Source organism: Sphingomonas sp. GW821-FHT10F09 (assembly GCF_058809195.1).
Genome location: NZ_JBXASI010000003.1, coordinates 173819 through 190627, shown reverse-complemented (window position 1 = coordinate 190627; position 16809 = coordinate 173819). Strand labels below are relative to the sequence as shown.

General features: G+C 67.3%; 16 protein-coding genes and 2 tRNA genes. 4 read left to right on the top strand and 14 right to left on the bottom strand.

Going from position 1 to position 16809, the window contains the following annotated elements; all coding sequences use genetic code 11:
- Positions 1–4: 4 nt before the first annotated feature.
- The 4 genes from AC1RTO_RS11475 to rpsA all read right to left on the bottom strand — a co-directional run bounded on the left by AC1RTO_RS11475 (position 5) and on the right by rpsA (position 3981).
- Positions 5–1438, bottom strand: coding sequence for an ABC transporter substrate-binding protein (locus tag AC1RTO_RS11475; protein WP_493160979.1), 1434 nt, complete (start codon positions 1436–1438; stop codon positions 5–7).
- 269 nt (positions 1439–1707) lie between these two features.
- Positions 1708–1791 (bottom strand) — tRNA-Leu (locus AC1RTO_RS11470).
- 62 nt (positions 1792–1853) lie between these two features.
- Positions 1854–2132, bottom strand: coding sequence for an integration host factor subunit beta (locus tag AC1RTO_RS11465; RefSeq protein ID WP_493160978.1), 279 nt, complete (start codon positions 2130–2132; stop codon positions 1854–1856).
- A gap of 130 nt (positions 2133–2262) precedes the next feature.
- Positions 2263–3981 carry a 30S ribosomal protein S1 gene (gene rpsA, locus AC1RTO_RS11460; RefSeq protein WP_293872841.1) on the bottom strand — a complete coding sequence of 573 codons (1719 nt, stop codon included), beginning with the start codon at positions 3979–3981 and terminating at the stop codon, positions 2263–2265.
- A 325-nt stretch (positions 3982–4306) separates the two neighbouring features.
- On the opposite strand from rpsA, the gene AC1RTO_RS11455 reads away from it, so the two are divergent.
- A complete protein-coding gene (locus AC1RTO_RS11455) occupies positions 4307–4591 on the top strand; it encodes a hypothetical protein (protein ID WP_493160977.1) in 285 nt (94 codons plus the stop codon).
- Positions 4592–4598: 7 nt separating this feature from the next.
- Here AC1RTO_RS11455 and cmk read toward each other — a convergent pair whose 3' ends face one another.
- Together cmk and aroA are read right to left on the bottom strand one after the other, a co-directional pair.
- A complete protein-coding gene (gene cmk / locus AC1RTO_RS11450) occupies positions 4599–5246 on the bottom strand; it encodes a (d)CMP kinase (protein ID WP_493160976.1) in 648 nt (215 codons plus the stop codon).
- Positions 5243–6580, bottom strand: coding sequence for a 3-phosphoshikimate 1-carboxyvinyltransferase (gene aroA / locus AC1RTO_RS11445; RefSeq protein WP_493160975.1), 1338 nt, complete (start codon positions 6578–6580; stop codon positions 5243–5245). The genes cmk and aroA overlap by 4 nt, the downstream gene beginning before the upstream one ends.
- 109 nt (positions 6581–6689) lie before the next feature.
- Here aroA and AC1RTO_RS11440 point away from each other — a divergent pair, with 109 nt between their 5' ends.
- The gene (locus AC1RTO_RS11440) at positions 6690–7010 is read left to right on the top strand and encodes a TIGR02300 family protein (protein WP_262829412.1); all 321 of its coding nucleotides are present in this window, start codon (positions 6690–6692) and stop codon (positions 7008–7010) included.
- A 93-nt stretch (positions 7011–7103) separates the two neighbouring features.
- Positions 7104–7179, top strand: a tRNA-Ala gene (locus AC1RTO_RS11435).
- A gap of 410 nt (positions 7180–7589) precedes the next feature.
- Here AC1RTO_RS11435 and AC1RTO_RS11430 read toward each other — a convergent pair.
- Positions 7590–7805 carry a cold-shock protein gene (locus AC1RTO_RS11430; protein WP_037534615.1) on the bottom strand — a complete coding sequence of 72 codons (216 nt, stop codon included), beginning with the start codon at positions 7803–7805 and terminating at the stop codon, positions 7590–7592.
- A 299-nt stretch (positions 7806–8104) separates the two neighbouring features.
- Here AC1RTO_RS11430 and AC1RTO_RS11425 point away from each other — a divergent pair, with 299 nt between their 5' ends.
- The gene (locus AC1RTO_RS11425; RefSeq protein WP_293872654.1) at positions 8105–8323 is read left to right on the top strand and encodes a hypothetical protein; all 219 of its coding nucleotides are present in this window, start codon (positions 8105–8107) and stop codon (positions 8321–8323) included.
- A 70-nt stretch (positions 8324–8393) separates the two neighbouring features.
- Here AC1RTO_RS11425 and AC1RTO_RS11420 read toward each other — a convergent pair whose 3' ends face one another.
- The 7 genes from AC1RTO_RS11420 to miaB form a co-directional block, all read right to left on the bottom strand.
- Positions 8394–9719: a PQQ-dependent sugar dehydrogenase gene (locus AC1RTO_RS11420; RefSeq protein WP_493160974.1), complete on the bottom strand. Its 1326-nt coding sequence runs from the start codon at positions 9717–9719 to the stop codon at positions 8394–8396.
- An 86-nt stretch (positions 9720–9805) separates the two neighbouring features.
- Positions 9806–12034 (bottom strand): catalase/peroxidase HPI, encoded by a 2229-nt coding sequence (gene katG, locus AC1RTO_RS11415; RefSeq protein WP_493160973.1) that lies wholly within the window; start codon positions 12032–12034, stop codon positions 9806–9808.
- 119 nt (positions 12035–12153) lie between these two features.
- The gene (locus tag AC1RTO_RS11410; RefSeq protein ID WP_493160972.1) at positions 12154–12543 is read right to left on the bottom strand and encodes a hypothetical protein; all 390 of its coding nucleotides are present in this window, start codon (positions 12541–12543) and stop codon (positions 12154–12156) included.
- A 56-nt stretch (positions 12544–12599) separates the two neighbouring features.
- A complete protein-coding gene (locus AC1RTO_RS11405) occupies positions 12600–13508 on the bottom strand; it encodes a hemolysin family protein (RefSeq protein ID WP_163958476.1) in 909 nt (302 codons plus the stop codon).
- Between the two features lie 10 nt (positions 13509–13518).
- Positions 13519–14031, bottom strand: a complete 513-nt coding sequence (ybeY, locus tag AC1RTO_RS11400) for an rRNA maturation RNase YbeY (RefSeq protein ID WP_493160971.1) — start codon at positions 14029–14031, stop codon at positions 13519–13521.
- Positions 14032–14257: 226 nt separating this feature from the next.
- The gene (locus AC1RTO_RS11395; protein ID WP_493160970.1) at positions 14258–15256 is read right to left on the bottom strand and encodes a PhoH family protein; all 999 of its coding nucleotides are present in this window, start codon (positions 15254–15256) and stop codon (positions 14258–14260) included.
- Between the two features lie 160 nt (positions 15257–15416).
- Entirely contained in the window at positions 15417–16745 is a 1329-nt protein-coding gene (gene miaB, locus AC1RTO_RS11390) for a tRNA (N6-isopentenyl adenosine(37)-C2)-methylthiotransferase MiaB (protein WP_493160969.1), read from the bottom strand.
- Positions 16746–16809 lie beyond the last annotated feature (64 nt).

Genomic DNA, 16809 nt, shown 5'->3' with positions numbered 1-16809 from the left:
CGCTCTATCTGGTGTCGTCGCGCAACCGGTTCAACGGGTGCCACGCCCGCGTGTTGGGCCGCCACTGCCGCAGCCGCATCGCGACCAGCGACCAGCGCAGCGGGCGGGCGATCGGGATGAAGGCGGTATCGATCGCCAGCGCCGCATCCGCCACCGCGATCAGCCGCGACCGTTCGGCAAGCGTCGGCGCATCGCGCGCGGCGATCAGCGCGGTCCGCGCCTCGTCGCCGCACATCGCGCAGGCATTGGCGAGGTACCAGCGCGCGCTGTCATAGGGCGCGACCTGATCGATCAGGCGCAGGTCGGCATCCTCGGCCATGCCGACGCGCAGCGGCGTGATCCCGGCGGCCAGCAGCGAGGCGGCGACCTGCCCGTACAGGATCGTTGCGCCCGGTCCGGCGGGCAGCGCGATCCGCAGCGTCACCGGCATGCCATAGGCGGCGACGCGCGCGCGCGCCTGTTCGCGGCGCTGGTCGGGGGTGAGCAGCGACCAGCCGGGCAGCGCCGGCGGCACGGTCGAATCGAGCGTGTCGGGCAGGATGCGCTCGGCCGGTTCCCAGCCCTGCATCACCGCGCCGGTCACCGCGACGCGATCGATCGCTCCGCTGATCGCGGCGCGGTTCTGCGCATCGGCGAGGAAGCCGTCGCGATGGACGATGGCGAAGCCGAACAGGCCCGCCGCCGGGTCGGTGCGCACGTTCGCCGGGGCGATGGCGGCGAAGGTGACCAGCGGCCAGTCGGCGAAGCTGCCGCCCGCGACGTAATCCGAATCGCGTGCGGCGAAGCGGACGATGGCGCGGGCGGCGCGCTCGCCGATCAGCCGGACGTCCTGTTCGGGCCGCGTCTGGCGCTGGTCCTCCGGATCGGCGCGGCCGGGATCGAAGGCGGGGCGCAGCAGCAGGCTGCGCTTGCCCTCCTGCACCACCCGCATCGGCCCGGCGCCGCCGGAGGTCCCGTCACGCCACAGCGCCAGTTCGGGCTGCGCGAACAACTTCAACAAATCCGGCCGCGGCCGATGCAACCGCACCTCGATGACCTGCGGGGTCATCGTCACGATTTCGTCGACCGCAGTGAGGAAAGGGGCGAGCGGGTTGCGCGATCCGTCGGCCAGCTGGCGGCGCAATTGCGCGACCACCTGTTCGGCCTCGACCCGGCTGCCATCGCTCCACCGCGCATCGCGCAGGCGGAAGATGTAGCTCATGCCCTGATCGATCACGATCCAGCGCTCGGCGAGGCCGGGTTCGATCTGCCCGTTGGCATCGAAGCGGACCAGCCCCTCGGCGGCGGCGTCGAGCAACAGCCGTCCCGCCGTATCCGGCCGGCCGCGCACCGGGTCGGAGAGCCGCGGGGCGCCACCGATCGCGCTGACGATCACCGGCCCCGAATCGGGCCGCCGGTCGCACCCGGCAAGCAGCGCCGGGACCAGCCCCGCGAGCAAAAGCGTGGAGCGGACGCCTTTTAAGACATCGGCCAGATGCCGGTTTCCGACTGGGTTCGCGGACGGAAGAAGCGCGCGGCCGGTCCTTCCGGCATCGGCAGGACACTGCTTTCCGCCCAACCCCGCGGGCGGAAAGGGGTTGCGGATGGTCCTTCCGGCTTCGACAGCACGCTGCTCTTCGCCCGGCCCGCCGAGCAAAAGGAGGGCGCGGCCGGTCCCCGCGGCTTCGACAGCGCGCTGATTTCGGACCGGTTCGGCCGGCAGGATGATGGTGCGGACGGCGGGACTCGAACCCGCACTCCGATGGAAGCCGATTTTAAGTCGGCAGCGTCTACCGATTTCGCCACGTCCGCGCACCTGCGCACGACAAGCCCAGCGGGGCCGGGGCGTCAAGCCGCTATGGCCGATATCCGCCTCAGACGTTCAGGCGCGCGCGCATTTCCTTGCCCGGCTTGAAATACGGAACCCGCTTGGCGTCAACCTCGACGGTCTCACCAGTTCGAGGATTGCGCCCGACACGCGCATCGCGCGAGCGGGTCGAGAAGGCACCGAAGCCGCGCAGTTCGACCCGGCCATTGGCGGCGAGCCGGCGCGAAATCTCGTCGAAGAAGGTCGCGACGATCGCCTCGACGTCATGGGCGGCAAGGCCCGGATTCAGATCGCACAATTTTTGGACTAGTTCAGAACGGATCATCACAAGCTCCCCCCGGCTCTATGCAACCAGGGCTTGATAGAGATCAATCGGCCTCACGTACAGGGCCGATCCGTAACCGGTCCAAAAAAAGAAACGGGGCCGGAACGTTTTGTCCCGGCCCCGCAGTCTTTTACTTCTTCTCAGCGTCCGAACGGGCCTTGAGAGCCTCGCCCAGGATGTTGCCGAGGGTCGCACCCGAGTCGGACGAACCGTACTGGGCCACGGCCTGCTTCTCTTCAGAGATCTGCATCGCCTTGATCGAGAAGGTCGGCTTCTTCGAACGGTCGAAGCCGGTCACCATCGCGTCGAACTTCTGGCCGACCTGGAAACGCTCCGGACGCTGCTCGTCGCGGTCGCGACCCAGATCCGTGCGCTTGATGAAGCCGGTCGCGCCGTCGTCGCCCTGCTGGACTTCGAGGCCCGCATCGCGAACTTCGAGGACCGTGACGGTGACGATCGCGTTCTTGTTCAGGCGGTCGCCCGATGCCGCGATGCCGCCGGCCGACGGGCCGCCGCGCTCGAGCTGCTTCATGCCGAGGCTGATGCGCTCCTTCTCGGCGTCGATGTCGAGCACCACGGCCTGAACCGTCTCGCCCTTGCGATGCAGGTTGAGGGCATCCTCACCCGACACGCCCCAGGCGATGTCCGACATGTGGACCATGCCGTCGACGTCGTTGTCCAGGCCGATGAACAGGCCGAACTCGGTCGCGTTCTTGACTTCGCCCTCGACGGTCGAACCGATCGGATGGGCGGCGGCGAACGCTTCCCACGGATTGTTCTGCGCCTGCTTGAGGCCGAGGCTGATGCGACGCTTGTCCTCGTCGACCTCGAGCACCACCACATCGACTTCCTGCGACGTGCTGACGATCTTGCCCGGATGGACGTTCTTCTTGGTCCAGGACATTTCGCTGACGTGGACGAGGCCCTCGATGCCCGCTTCCAGTTCGACGAACGCACCATATTCGGTGATGTTCGTGACGCGGCCCGACAGCTTCGCGCCGACCGGATACTTGGCCGATGCGCCATCCCACGGATCGGACTCGAGCTGCTTCATGCCGAGGCTGATGCGCTGCGTGTCCTTGTTGATGCGGATGATCTGCACCTTCACGGTGTCGCCGATCGCGATCATCTCCGACGGATGATTGACGCGCTTGTACGACAGATCGGTGACGTGGAGCAGGCCGTCGATGCCGCCGAGGTCGACGAACGCACCATAATCGGTGATGTTCTTGACGACGCCGTCGATGATCTGACCCTCGGCGAGGCTCTGGATCAGGCCCGAACGCTGCTCGGCGCGGGTTTCTTCCAGCACTGCGCGACGCGACACGACGATGTTGCCGCGCTTGCGGTCCATCTTCAGGATCTGGAACGGCTGCGGGATGTCCATCAGCGGCGTGACGTCGCGGACGGGGCGGATATCGACCTGCGAACCCGGCAGGAACGCGACGGCGCCCGACAGGTCGACGGTGAAGCCGCCCTTGACGCGGCCGAAGATGACGCCCTCGACGCGTGCGGTCTTGCTGAATTCGAGTTCCAGCTTGTCCCAGGCGGCTTCGCGACGGGCGCGATCGCGGCTGAGCATCGCTTCGCCATGCATGTTCTCGACGCGGTCGACATAAACCTCGACTTCGTCGCCGACGTTCAGCTCGGCCTTCTGGCCCGGTGCGGCGAATTCGCGCAGCGGCACGCGGCCTTCGGACTTCAGGCCGACGTCGATGACGGCCATGTCGTTCTCGATCGCGGTAACGGTGCCGTGGACGACACGGCCCTCGAAGCTGTCGGCGCCGCCGAACATGTCATCGAGCATCGCGGCGAAATCGTCGCGCGTAGGAGTGGGCTGGGTAGCCATAGGGTTAGAGTGTCCTCAGGTTTACTGTTTCCGGCCAAGCGGTTGGTTCCGCTGGTCTTGGCTGAAAACGCCGCGGCGACCCCATGCCGATCGCGGCATCCATTGGGCTGGGACAGGCGGAGGAAAAGCGATGCGCATCATGCGAAAAGGGCGCGAACGGTCGAACCGATCGCGCCTACCTCCGCGAGCACCTGCTCGCCGGACGGTGGCCGCTTAGGGGAAAACGGGTGTTTTGGCAAGGTGGGCGGGGTGGCGCGGCGTGGAGGAGTGGGTGAGGGCGCTATCGCCCAATGGCTGACGACGACGAGCGTGCTACGCTGCATCCATGACCATCGAAGCCATGCTCATTTTTGGTGCCGTTGTCGGGTTGCTGATCGGGCTGTTCTCGCCAAGTGGCCGTGTGGGGTGCACCGTCTTATGGATCGTACCTGTCGCCATGATCGCCTACATCGCCTTCTGGCAATGGCAGCATCCTGAGAACCTGCCTTCGACCAGCGCCTTGGATTTTCTTTTTGGACCTCTGTGGCCCAGCCTTGGTGCAAGCGTGGGCTACGCGGTTGGTGGCGGCCTGCGCTCACTCTTTCGCCGCCTAAAGCGGACGGGCAGCTAACCACCCATCATCCGTCGTCGGCACCATCCGCGACGTTCACCCGCCGCGCCTCGACGAGAGCCACCGCCTTCTGCACGCTCGCCTCGATCGACAGGAAGCTCGTGTCGAGCAGCGCGGCATCGTCCGCCATCACCAGCGGCGCGGTGGAACGACCGCTGTCGCGGGCGTCGCGGGCGCGGATGTCGGCGAGGACCTTGTCGAAGCTGACCTGCGAGCCGTGGCCCTGCAATTCCTTGTGGCGGCGTTGCGCGCGGATCTGGGGGGTGGCCTTGACGAACAGTTTGGCGTCGGCGTCCGGCGCAATGACCGTGCCGATGTCGCGGCCGTCGAGCACCGCACCGCCCGGCTGGCGGGCGAAGCGCTTCTGGCGCTGGAGCAGCGCCGCGCGGACGAGCGGATGGGCGGAGACGATCGAGGCGAGCTGGCCGATCTCGTCGCTCCGCAGCTCCGGATCGGCGAGCAGCGCGTCGTCGAAGCCGCAGGCCGCGACCGCATCGGCTTCCTTCGCCGGGTCGAGGTCGAGCCGGCGGACCGTCAGCGCGACTGCGCGGTACAGCAGGCCGGTGTCGAGATGGGGCAGGCCATAGTGGCGCGCCAGCGCCCGGGCGATCGTGCCCTTGCCCGATGCGGCGGGGCCGTCGACGGCGATGATCATGCGGCCGTTCCCTGCGTCAATGCGTCGAGCGACTGATAGAACACGGGATAGCTGGTCGCCACCGGGCCGATGTCGTCGATCGTGACCGGCTTTGCGGCGTGCAGTCCGGCGACGGTCAGGCTCATGGCGATGCGATGGTCGAGTTTCGAGGCGATGCGCGCGCCGCCCGGGATCGCATCGCCGCCGGTGCCGGTGATCGCGAGCCCATCCTCATATTCCTCGCACGGCACGCCGCAGGCTTCGAGCGCGTCCTTCATCGCTGCGATCCGGTCCGATTCCTTGACGCGGAGTTCGTGTGCGCCGCGGGCGACGGTGCGTCCTGCCGCAAAGGCGGCGGCGACGAACAGCACCGGATATTCGTCGATCATGCTCGGCGCGAGGTCTGGCGGCACGTCGATCGCCGTCAGGGCAGCGTGGCGGACGCGCAGGTCGGCGACGGGCTCGCCGCCCACTTCGCGCGCGTCGAGCTCGGTGATGTCGGCGCCCATCAGGCGCAGCGCCGCGATCAGGCCGGTGCGCGTGACGTTGAGGCCGACGTTGCGCACGACGATGTCGGAACCCGGCACGATCGATGCGGCGACCAGCCAGAAGGCGGCGGACGAGGGGTCGCCGGGGACGGTGATCGTCTGCGGCGTCAGTTCCGCCTCGCCGGTGATCGATATGATGCGGCCATGGTTGGTTTCCTCGATGCCGATCTCCGCACCGAAGCCGCGCAGCATGCGCTCGCTATGATCGCGCGTCGCGACCGGTTCGATCACGCGGGTGATGCCGGGCGTGTTCAGACCGGCGAGCAGCACCGCCGACTTCACCTGCGCCGAGGCGACCGGCAGCGTGTAGCTGATCGGTACCGCGGGGCACAGGCCGCGCACCATCAGGGGAAGCTTGCCGCCGGGGCTGGCAGTGATGTCCGCGCCCATCTGCGTGAGCGGATCGATGACCCGGCCCATCGGTCGCGCCGACAGCGAGGCGTCGCCGGTGAAGGTGGCGGTGATCGGGTGGCTGGCAACGAGGCCCATCAGCAGCCGGGTCGAGGTGCCGCTGTTGCCCATCTCCAATGCGGTCGCGGGTTGCAGCAGCCCGCCGACGCCGACGCCGTCGACCCGCCACGTGCCCTCACCGGTCCGTTCGATCTGCGCGCCCATCGCCCGCAACGCGGCGGCGGTGGCGAGCACGTCCTCACCTTCGAGCAGCCCGGTGATGTGGCTGGTGCCGACCGCAAGCGCGGCGAACATCAGCGACCGATGGCTGATCGATTTGTCGCCGGGGACGGTGATGGGGCCGGTCAGCGGTCCGCGCGGACCGACGGCGAGGTCTTGGGGAAGGGGGTGCGCCATGGGTCGGGGGCTTTGACAGCCACCTTGCGCTATGGCAAGGCGCGCCCCAATTCACGGGCTGGGGGCAACCTTTGCCTGCGAAACCCAATTCCGAAAGGCACGACACGGCATGATTAAGCCGGAATGGGGCACGAAGCGTACGTGCCCGAAATGCGCCACGCGCTTTTACGACCTCGAAAAGGACGATCCCGTCACCTGCATCAACTGCGGATCGACATGGAATCCCGAACCCATCCTGAAGTCCAAGCAGCCGCTCCCGTTCGAGCAGGCCAAGCCGGACACCAAGGAAGCCGACCGCGACCTCGAGGGTGAGGACGAGGATCTGGAAGCGCTGGGCGAAGAGGAAGAGCCCTCGGCTGACGACGAGGTTGATCTCGGCGGCGACGACGATCTCGGCGTGGAAGCGCCGACCGAAGACGACGACCATTGATCGGACGATGATGTGAAAAAAGGCATGGCAGGCGGATTTCCCCGCTTGCCATGCCCGGGCGCCCCCGCTAGTGGGTCGCCTCCCGGAACGAATGGGGCCGTAGCTCAGCTGGGAGAGCGCTGCAATGGCATTGCAGAGGTCAGGGGTTCGATCCCCCTCGGCTCCACCATTCGGTTCCGAACCTGCCGATCTGGCAGGGAATTCCAAGACAATCACTTGTCCGCTATGACGGCTGTTACGGATGTAGCAGACGTGCAAAGCCGTGTGCGATGTTGGTCGCCGGTCAGCGAATGCTACCCTTTATGCGTGAACGATCTGGCGCTTCCTGCGCGCAGGACGAAGGCGACATTGGTTCGCGCGGAGGCGCGGAGGACGCGGAGACGTTGCGTCTCCCGAAGTTCGGCCTGCCGAAACCTCACCATGTGCAAGGCAAGGGACGCAATAGTGTCGCATCCCCGCGCAAACCTGTGCCGATCTTCGTCGGACACAAAAAAGCCCGCGGTGTCCCGCGGGCTTTTTCGTGTCCGGTGAGGACGCGGTGACCGCGAAGCGGGCGGGTCCTGCGACCCGCCCGTTCGATCAGTCGACCGGCTGAAGGTTGACGGCCGAGGTCTTGCCGCGACGGTCCTGCTCCAGGTCATAGCTGATGCGCTGGTTCTGGTTCAGCGTCGCCATGCCGGCGCGTTCCACCGCCGTGATGTGGACGAACGCATCGGCGCCGCCCGTGTCGGGTGCGACGAAGCCATAGCCCTTGTCGGCGTTGAAGAACTTTACGGTGCCGGTGATGCTGCTCATGGCAGTATCCTTTCTACTCTGCCGCGCGGCGGTACGATTACCGATGCGCGAAATTGCGCTCGAAGCAGGGAAGGAAGGAAGAGGGAGCCGCAAAGCACCGTAGACCGTCGATGTGCGACTCTAGCAGGGGCTATATGGGGCATCGGGCCGGGTTCGGCAAGGGTTTCGGTCCGCGCCATGACCGGCAAGGGTTGCGGAGCGCCGCGTAAGGGGCCATTTGGGGACCATCGGGCCGCCCTATTCGAGCATGGTCCCGACTGAGAGATGATATGCGCTCCCGCTTCGAAAGGGAGACCCGCATGTCGCGCGCGATCAACGTCAACGCCAGCAAGACCGATGTCGAGGCTTTGTGCCTCAAGCACAAGGCGCCGATCAGCGCGATCGAGACGCTGGCATCGGGTGGCACGCGCGTCGTGTTCATGAACGGCGACGCCGCCGCGGCGATGAACCGCGTGTTCGGGCGCAAGGTGCTGTCGGGCACGGTCGAGCGGACACCGCTGCGGCTGCGGACGGTCTAAGGCGTAAGGGACGCACCAGCCGCGAGACGATGGCGTCCGCTCCAACCCCTCCCTTGAAAAGGGGGGGGTTTTATTTTGCCGCGACGCGCCAGATCGTGTTGCCGACATCGTCGGCGACCAGCAGCGCGCCGGTGCGGTCCGCGGTGACGCCGACCGGACGGCCATGCGCCTTGCCGTCCTTGTCGAGGAAACCAGACAGTACGTCGACGGGCCTGGCACCGTCAGCGGGGAAGCCGCGCGCGGCGAACGGCACGAATACCACCTTGTAGCCCGACACCGGCTTGCGGTTCCACGAGCCGTGTTCGCCGATGAACGCACCTTGTGCGAACCGGTCGCCGAGCTTGACGTCGCCGGCGAAGGTCAGGCCGAGTGCGGCGACATGCGGCCCAAGCGCATAATCGGGACGCTTCGAATATTGCTGCAATTCGGGACGCGCGGGTTCCACGCGGGTATCGGGGTAGCCGCCCCAATAGAACCACGGCCAGCCGAACTGGTCGCCGAGTTCGACCTGCGTCAGATAATCGGGCGCGAGGTCCGATCCGAGCATGTCGCGTTCGTTGACCACGGTCCACAATTGCTGGTTGAACGGGCTGATCGCCATGCCCTGCGGATTGCGCAGGCCGGAGGCGTAGATGCGGAACGTCTTCTCGTTCGGATAGACCTGCAGGATGTTGGCGCGGAATTTCTCCGCCTCCAGCCCGTTTTCGGCGATGTTCGATGCCGATCCGACACCGACGAACAGGGTGCGGCCATCCGGGGCGGCGATCAGCGTGCGCGCCCAATGGTTGCCGCCGCCGTTGAGCTTGACGACCAGTTCGGGCTTGGCGGCGATTGACGTAGCGCCCTCTGCATAGGGTACGCGGACGAGCGAATCGGTGTTGGCGACGTAGAGCTGGCCATCGAGCAGCGCCATGCCGGTCGGCGAGTTGAGCCCGGTCATGAAGACGTGGCGCTGGTCCGCCACGCCGTCGCCGTCCGTATCGCGCAGCAGGGTGATGCGGTTGGCGGAGGGAACACCCGCACCGGCCTTCGCCATCAATTTGCCCATCACCCAGCCCTGGATGCCGCCGCCTTCGCGCGGGGGCGAGTTGGTTTCGGCGACCAGCACGTCGCCGTTGGGCAGGCGATACAGCCAGCGGGGGTGATCGAGATTTTTGGCGAAGGCCTTCACCGTCAGACCCGCGGCGGGGACGGGGGTCTGGTCGCCCTGCCAGCCGACGACGTCGGCGACCTTGACGGTCGGCAGCGTCTGGATGCGCGGTTCGCCGATCTGCGGGCGCTTGCCGGTGATCCTGTCGAACGGCACCTGCGCCGTGTCCGGCCAGGCGAGATAGACGACGACCGCCACGGCGATGATGGCGAGGAGCGCGGCGAGGCGCAGGACGTGCTTCAGCATGGACCTACGATAGGAGGCGCGAGGGGGAAGCGGAAGGGGGAGGCGAGATGGCTTTTCCGCGCCACCCCGCCCCCCAGTCGCCCACGTTACGCCGGGCTGCCGACCAGCAGGTCGTAACGGTCGGCGTTCATCACCTTGACCCACGCCTTGACGAAGTGCCGGACGAACATCTCCTGCGCATCGGAGCAGGCGTAGACTTCGGCGATCGCGCGCAGCTGCGAGTTGGAGCCGAACACCAGATCGGTGCGCGACGCGGTCCAGCGCTGCTCGTGCGTGTGACGATCGGTGCCGACGAACTCCTCGTCGCTTTCGTCGCTGACCTGCTTCCACGCGGTGCCCATGTCTAGCAGGTTCACGAAGAAGTCGTTGGTCAGCTGGCCCGGACGGGTCGTGAACACGCCATGCTGCTTCGCCTTGGCATGGTTCACTCCGAGGACGCGCAGGCCGCCGACCAGCACGGTCATGTCCGGTGCGCTAAGCCCGAGCAACTGCGAGCGATCGACCAGCAATTCCTCGGTCGGCACGTTGAACTTGACCTGCAGGTAGTTGCGGAAGCCGTCGGCGCGCGGTTCGAGCACGTCGAAGCTTTCGGTTTCGGTCTGCGCCTCGCTGGCATCGGTGCGGCCGGGGGTGAACGGCACCTCCACCGCATGCCCCGCCGCCTTCGCCGCCGCCTCGATGCCGACCGAGCCGCCGAGCACGATCAGGTCGGCGATCGACACCTTCCGTGCACCCCTGCCGTCGAAATCGGCCTTGATCCGCTCATAGACCGCCAGCACGCGGGCGAGCTGTTCGGGCTGGTTGACCTCCCAGTCCTTTTGCGGGGCGAAGCGGATGCGCGCGCCATTGGCACCGCCGCGATGGTCCGACCCACGCCACGTCGAGGCCGAGGCCCAGGCGGTGGTAACCAGTTCCTCGATCGACAGGCCGGCGCCGGCGATCGCCGTCTTCAGGTCGGCGATGTCGCCTGCCTCGACCTGCGGATAGTCCGCGACCGGGATCGGATCCTGCCAGATCAGCTCCTCCTGCGGCACTTCCGGGCCGATCAGGCGGATCTTCGGACCCATGTCGCGATGCGTCAGCTTGTACCACGCCCGCGCCCAGGCATCGGCGAAGCAGGCGGGATCGGCGCGGAACTTCTGGCAGATCGCATTGTACGCCGGGTCGACCTTCAGCGCCATGTCGGCGGTCGTCATCATCGTCGGCACGCGCTTGCCGGCGGTATGCGCGGCCGGTGCGAGCGTATCGTCCGGGCTGCCGACCGGCTGCCACTGGTGCGCACCCGCCGGGCTCTTCACCAGCTCATATTCATGGTCGAAGAGCATGTCGAAATAGCTCATGTCCCATGTCGTCGGCGTCGGCGTCCATGCGCCTTCGATGCCGCTGGTGATCGTGTGATCGCCCATGCCGCTCTCATGCGTGGAGGTCCAGCCGAGGCCCTGGCTGGCGATGTCCGCACCCTCCGGCTCGATACCGACCAGCGTCGCGTCGCCCGCGCCATGCGCCTTGCCGAAGGTGTGGCCGCCGGCGGTCAGCGCGACGGTTTCCTCGTCGTTCATGCCCATCCGCGCGAAGGTTTCCTTCATGTCGCGCGCCGACCCCTGCGGATGCGGGCAGCCGCCCGGACCCTCGGGGTTCACGTAAATGAGGCCGTGCTGGATCGCGGCGAGCGGGCTTTCGAGCGCGAGGCCGGCCTCCTCGTCGATGCGGGTCTGGCCGAGCCATTCCTCCTCGGTGCCCCAATAGACGTCCTTCTCGGGCTCGAACACGTCCTCGCGTCCGCCGGAGAAACCGAAGGTCGGGCCGCCCATCGATTCGATCGCGACATTGCCGGCGAGGATGAACAGGTCCGCCCAGCTCAGCTTGCGACCGTATTTCTGCTTGATCGGCCACAGCAGGCGCCGCGCCTTGTCGAGGTTGCCGTTGTCGGGCCAGCTGTTGAGCGGCGCGAAGCGCTGCTGGCCTGCGGACGAACCGCCGCGGCCGTCGCCGGTGCGATAGGTGCCGGCGCTATGCCACGCCATGCGGATGAAGAAGGGCCCGTAATGCCCGTAATCGGCGGGCCACCACGGCTGGCTGTCGGTCATCAGCGCGGTGATGTCGGCCTTCAGCTGGTCATAGTCGAGGCTGAGGAACTCCGAACGATAGTCGAAGTCGTCGCCCATCGGATTGCCGCTGACGCCCTTCTGGTGAAGGATATCGATCGACAGCGATTCGGGCCACCAGTCCTTGGCGGTGCGACCGAGCAGCCGGCGCTTTGCCGCGGGCTGCTTGCTGGGGTCGTTGATCGGGCTGCCTTGGGTAATCGCGTCCATGTCGCTCTCCTCGCATTGCCGCAGGGCCGGCGTTACCGGCGCGGTGTTGCAGGAAAACTACTCCAGCGGCAGTGATCGAGGAAACGCGAAATCGCGAACGTGGTGATCGGATGCGACGATCAGCGCCGTCCTTGCGATCGTTTGACGACGACCTCGCTGCGCAGCGCCGCCGCATTGCTCTCCAGAAACGAACGCTCGGAATCGCTCAGGCCGTTTTGCGCATACATGCCCGCGCGAAGGCCGATCCCGTCGGCTTTCCTGCGCAGGTCCCTGGCCTCGCGTCTGGACAGCTGGCCGGCCTTGCGGCCGTCACGCACGTCGTCCCGGATCCTGCCGACCTGACGTTCGACGGACGGTCCGGCGGGCGCGCTGCTGATCGTGCTCCACGCCTGCGCCACGGCGGGGGCGGGGAGGGCAACGAGCAGCAACGCGACCGGTCCTGCCATCCCCCGCCCGGCGGAAGAGCGGCGAAAAAGCGACGGGGCAAGGGCAGGGCGGAACGTCGGCATCGGGCATCTCCCTTTTTGCGAGGATCATGCCGGACGTCGATGAACCGACGCTGACCTCAGGCGTCCTCGACCTCGCGCGCGACCGGCGGATGCAGGCGCAGGCGGTGGATGCGGCGCTCGTCCGAATCGAGCACCTCCAGCTTCCAGCCGCTGGGATGGTCGACGCATTCGCCGCGCGCCGGCACATGCCCCGCGAGCACCGCGGCGAGGCCGCCGAGCGTATCGACGTCATGCTCCGTCTCGCCCAGCTGCGGATCGATCAGCTCGGCGGCATCCTCCAGCTCGGCGCGGGCGTCGGCCTCCCATGCGCCGCCGTCGATCGGCACCAGCAGCGCCTCGGGCGCCTCGTCGTGCTCGTCCTCGATCTCGCCGACGATCTCCTCGATCAGATCCTCGATCGTGACGAGGCCTTCGGTGCCCGAATATTCGTCGAGCACCACCGCCAGATGGACGTGGCTCGCGCGCATGTCGGCGAGCAGGTCGAGCGCCCCGCGGCTCATCGGCACGTACAGCGGATCGCGGATCAGCCCGGACAGGTCGGCGGGATGGTCCGCGCCGGTCGCCAGGATGTTGAACACGTCCTTGATGTGGACCATGCCGATGATCGTATCGAGCGCACCGCGATAGACGGGCAGGCGGCTGTGGCCGGCCTCCGCGAAGATCTGGACGAGATGGGCGAAGGTGGTGCCTTCCTCGATCGCGATGATGTCGGCGCGCGGTACGCCGACGTCGCCCGCGTCGCGCTCGCCGAAGTGGAGCAGGTTGCGCACCATCTGCCGTTCGAGCGGGGTGAGATCGCCCTTGGCATCGGGCGCGGGATCGTCCTCATGCCGGTCGATCGCCTCCTCCAGCTGGTCGCGGAGGGATTCTTCCGGTGCGCCGCCGAAGATCAGATGCTTCAGCCCGCGCCAGATATTGGATTCGCTGGAGTCGCCGTTGCCGGCGCTACTTCGGTCGTCTGCCATGGCGGCCGTGTCAGTCCTCTCGTACAGAATAGGGGTCCGCGATGCCGAGGCTGGCGAGCGCCTGACGCTCGATCTCCTCCATACCCTCGGCTTCCTCATCCCCCATGTGGTCGTAGCCTAGCAGATGCAGCGTGCCATGCACCAGCAGGTGCGTGGCATGTTCGGCGATGCTGACGCCCTTTTCCATCGCCTCGCGCGCGCAGACGCCGTGCGCCATCACGATGTCGCCGAGCAGCAGCTCGCCGTCGTCGCTGTTCTGGCTGACCGTGTCGAGCAGGTCGGCCTGCACCATCGGGAAGGAGAGGACGTTGGTCGGCTTGTCCTTCTGACGGTATTGCGCGTTGAGCGCATGCACCTCGTCGTCCGACGTCAGGCGGACGCTGATCTCCACAGTCGCGGCGGTGGTGAGCAATTCGCCATGCGGCGTCCGCTCGATCGCCGCGCGCGCCGCCCGTACGGCGAGCGCGTCCCAGTCGGTATCCGCCGGCCACGGCTCTTCGCGGGTGAGTTCGATATGGATCATGCGAGGTCCGTCCGTGAAAAAATCGGCGCCCTAGTGGAGCAGGCGTGCGTGATAGTTCTAGGCGCAGGCATAGGCGAAACAGTCGCTTATGGTCAGGCGGGCGGGGCGGGCGCCCTTCCCGAAACGCGGGCGGCCAAAGCGTTCGCCTCGTCATCCTTAACGTACGGCGACGCCATGGCTCAGCCTCCGGAATATCCCGAAAAGGTTTCAGGGATATTCCGCCCCGTCAACCGTTCGGCCCCTCATACGCCTCGACGATCCGACCGACAATCGGGTGACGCACGACGTCGGCGGCGGTGAAGCGGGTCATCGAGATGCCCTCGACGCCGTCCAGCCGCACCGTCGCGTCGGCGAGGCCCGATGCGCCGACGCCGCCGGGCAGATCGGTCTGGTTGGGATCGCCGCAGATCACCATCCGGCTGTTCTGGCCGAAGCGGGTGAGGAACATCTTCATCTGCGCCGGCGTCGTGTTCTGCGCCTCGTCGAGGATCACGAAGGCATCCGCCAGCGTCCGCCCGCGCATGAAGGCGATCGGAGCGATCTCGATCTCGCCCGACGTGATGCGACGTTCGACCTGCTCGGCGGGCAGGCAGTCGTGCAGCGCGTCGTACAGCGGACGCAGGTAGGGATCGACCTTGTCCTTCATGTCGCCGGGCAGGAAGCCCAGCTTCTCGCCGGCCTCGACCGCCGGGCGCGACAGGATCAGGCGCTGGACGCTGCCGGTGATGAGCTGCGAGACCGCCTGCGCGACCGCGATATAGGTCTTCCCCGTCCCCGCCGGCCCCAGGGCGAAGATCATGTCGTTGGTCGCGAGTTCGCGCATGTAATGCGCCTGTGCGGGCGTGCGCGGCACGATCGTCTTCTTGCGGGTGCGGATCATCACCGACGGGATGCCGCCGCGCTCCGCGCTGACGATGCCGGCCAATGTCGGTTCGGACGCCATCGCGATCGCGGCGTCGACCAGCCCCGTATCGACCTCCTCGCCGCGCTGCATCCGGTGGTAGAGGTCCTGCAACACGTCGCGGGCGAGGGCGACGTTCTCGGCAGTCCCTTCCAGCCCGACGCGGTTGCCGCGTGCGGTGATATAGACGCCCAGCCGGTTTTCGAGCGCCACCAGATTCTGGTCATACTGGCCGAAAAGCGTGGCGAGCAATTGCGGCTTGTCGAACAACACCTCTGCCCGGCTGCGTTCACCGGAGCGGGCGGGGACGGGCTTGCGACTCATGCGGTCCTTTCATGCCGTGATGGCATGAAAGGAATGTGGGATGCGGACCGGCGAAAGGGAAGCTGCAAAACCCGACTTTCACACGAAGGCGGGGGAGGAAGGGGCGTCACGCCGGCATGTCGCGTCCGACGCGAAACATCCCCTTCCGCGAACGGCGAGATCAGGCCGCTGCCCGCACCCGCTCGGCGCCCGCCATCGACACCGGCCCCGCCGACAGCAGGTCGACCGACACCATGTCGCCGATCGCGGCATCGGTCATCAGATGCACCGATTGCAGCCAGGGCGACTTGCCGAGCATCTGCCCGGGCAGCTTGCCGCGCCGTTCGATCAGCACGTCGCAGGCGCGCCCGACGCTCGCCTGGTTGAACGCCTGCTGGTCGCGGCCGAGCGCGGCCTGCAGGCGCTGCAGCCGTTCGTCCATCACGGCCGGCGGCACCGCGCCGGCCATGTCGGCGGCGGGCGTGCCGGGGCGGGGGCTGTATTTGAACGAATAGGCCTGCGCATAGCCGACCGCATCGACGAGGCCGAGCGTCTCGGCGAACTCGGCTTCGGTCTCGCCGGGGAAGCCGACGATGAAGTCGCCCGACAGCGCGATGTCCGGCCGCACCGCGCGGACGCGGTCGAGCAGCCGCAGATAGCTGTCGCGGTCGTGGCTGCGGTTCATCGCGCGCAGCACGCGGTCGCTGCCCGCCTGCACCGGCAGGTGGAGGAAGGGCATCAGGCTCTCGACGTCGCCGTGCGCATCGATCAGCCCCTGCGCCATGTCGTTGGGATGGCTGGTGGTGTAGCGGATGCGCGCCAGCCCCGGAATGCGATCGAGCACCCGGATCAGGTCGTGCAGCCCCTTGCCGTCGTCGTCCCATGCATTGACGTTCTGGCCGAGCAGCGTGATCTCGCGCGCGCCGGCGTCGACCAGCGCCTTCGCCTCGTCGACGATCGCCGCGAACGGGCGGCTGATTTCCGCGCCGCGCGTATAGGGCACGACGCAATAGGTGCAGAATTTGTCGCACCCTTCCTGCACCGTCAGGAAGGCGGACGGACCGACGCGGCGCCGCGCGGGCAAGGCCGCGAACTTCGACAGCAGCGGCATGTCGGTGTCGAGGCTGGGGGTGCCGCCGGCAGCGCTGGCGACCAGCGCGGGCAGGTTGTGATAGGCCTGCGGGCCGACGACGACGTCGACCTTGGCGCGACGGACGATCTCGTCGCCCTCCGCCTGCGCGACGCAGCCGGCGACTGCGATCATCGGCGCGGTCCGCGCGTTCAGGCGCGCGTTCTTGCGCAGCCGGCCGATGTCCGAATAGACCTTTTCGGTCGCGCGATCGCGGATGTGGCAGGTGTTGAGCACGACGAGGTCGGCGGCATCGGGATCGGCGGTCGCCGTCATCCCGTCCGCGGCCATCAGTTCGGCCATCCGCTCGCCATCGTAGACGTTCATCTGGCAGCCGAAGGATTTGACGTGGAAGGTCTTGGGCTTTTCCGGGGCGGTCATGGCGCGCGCATACAGGATGCGGCGCGGTGTCGCCAGCCCGGGGCTGGCCCGGCGCGGCGTTCCG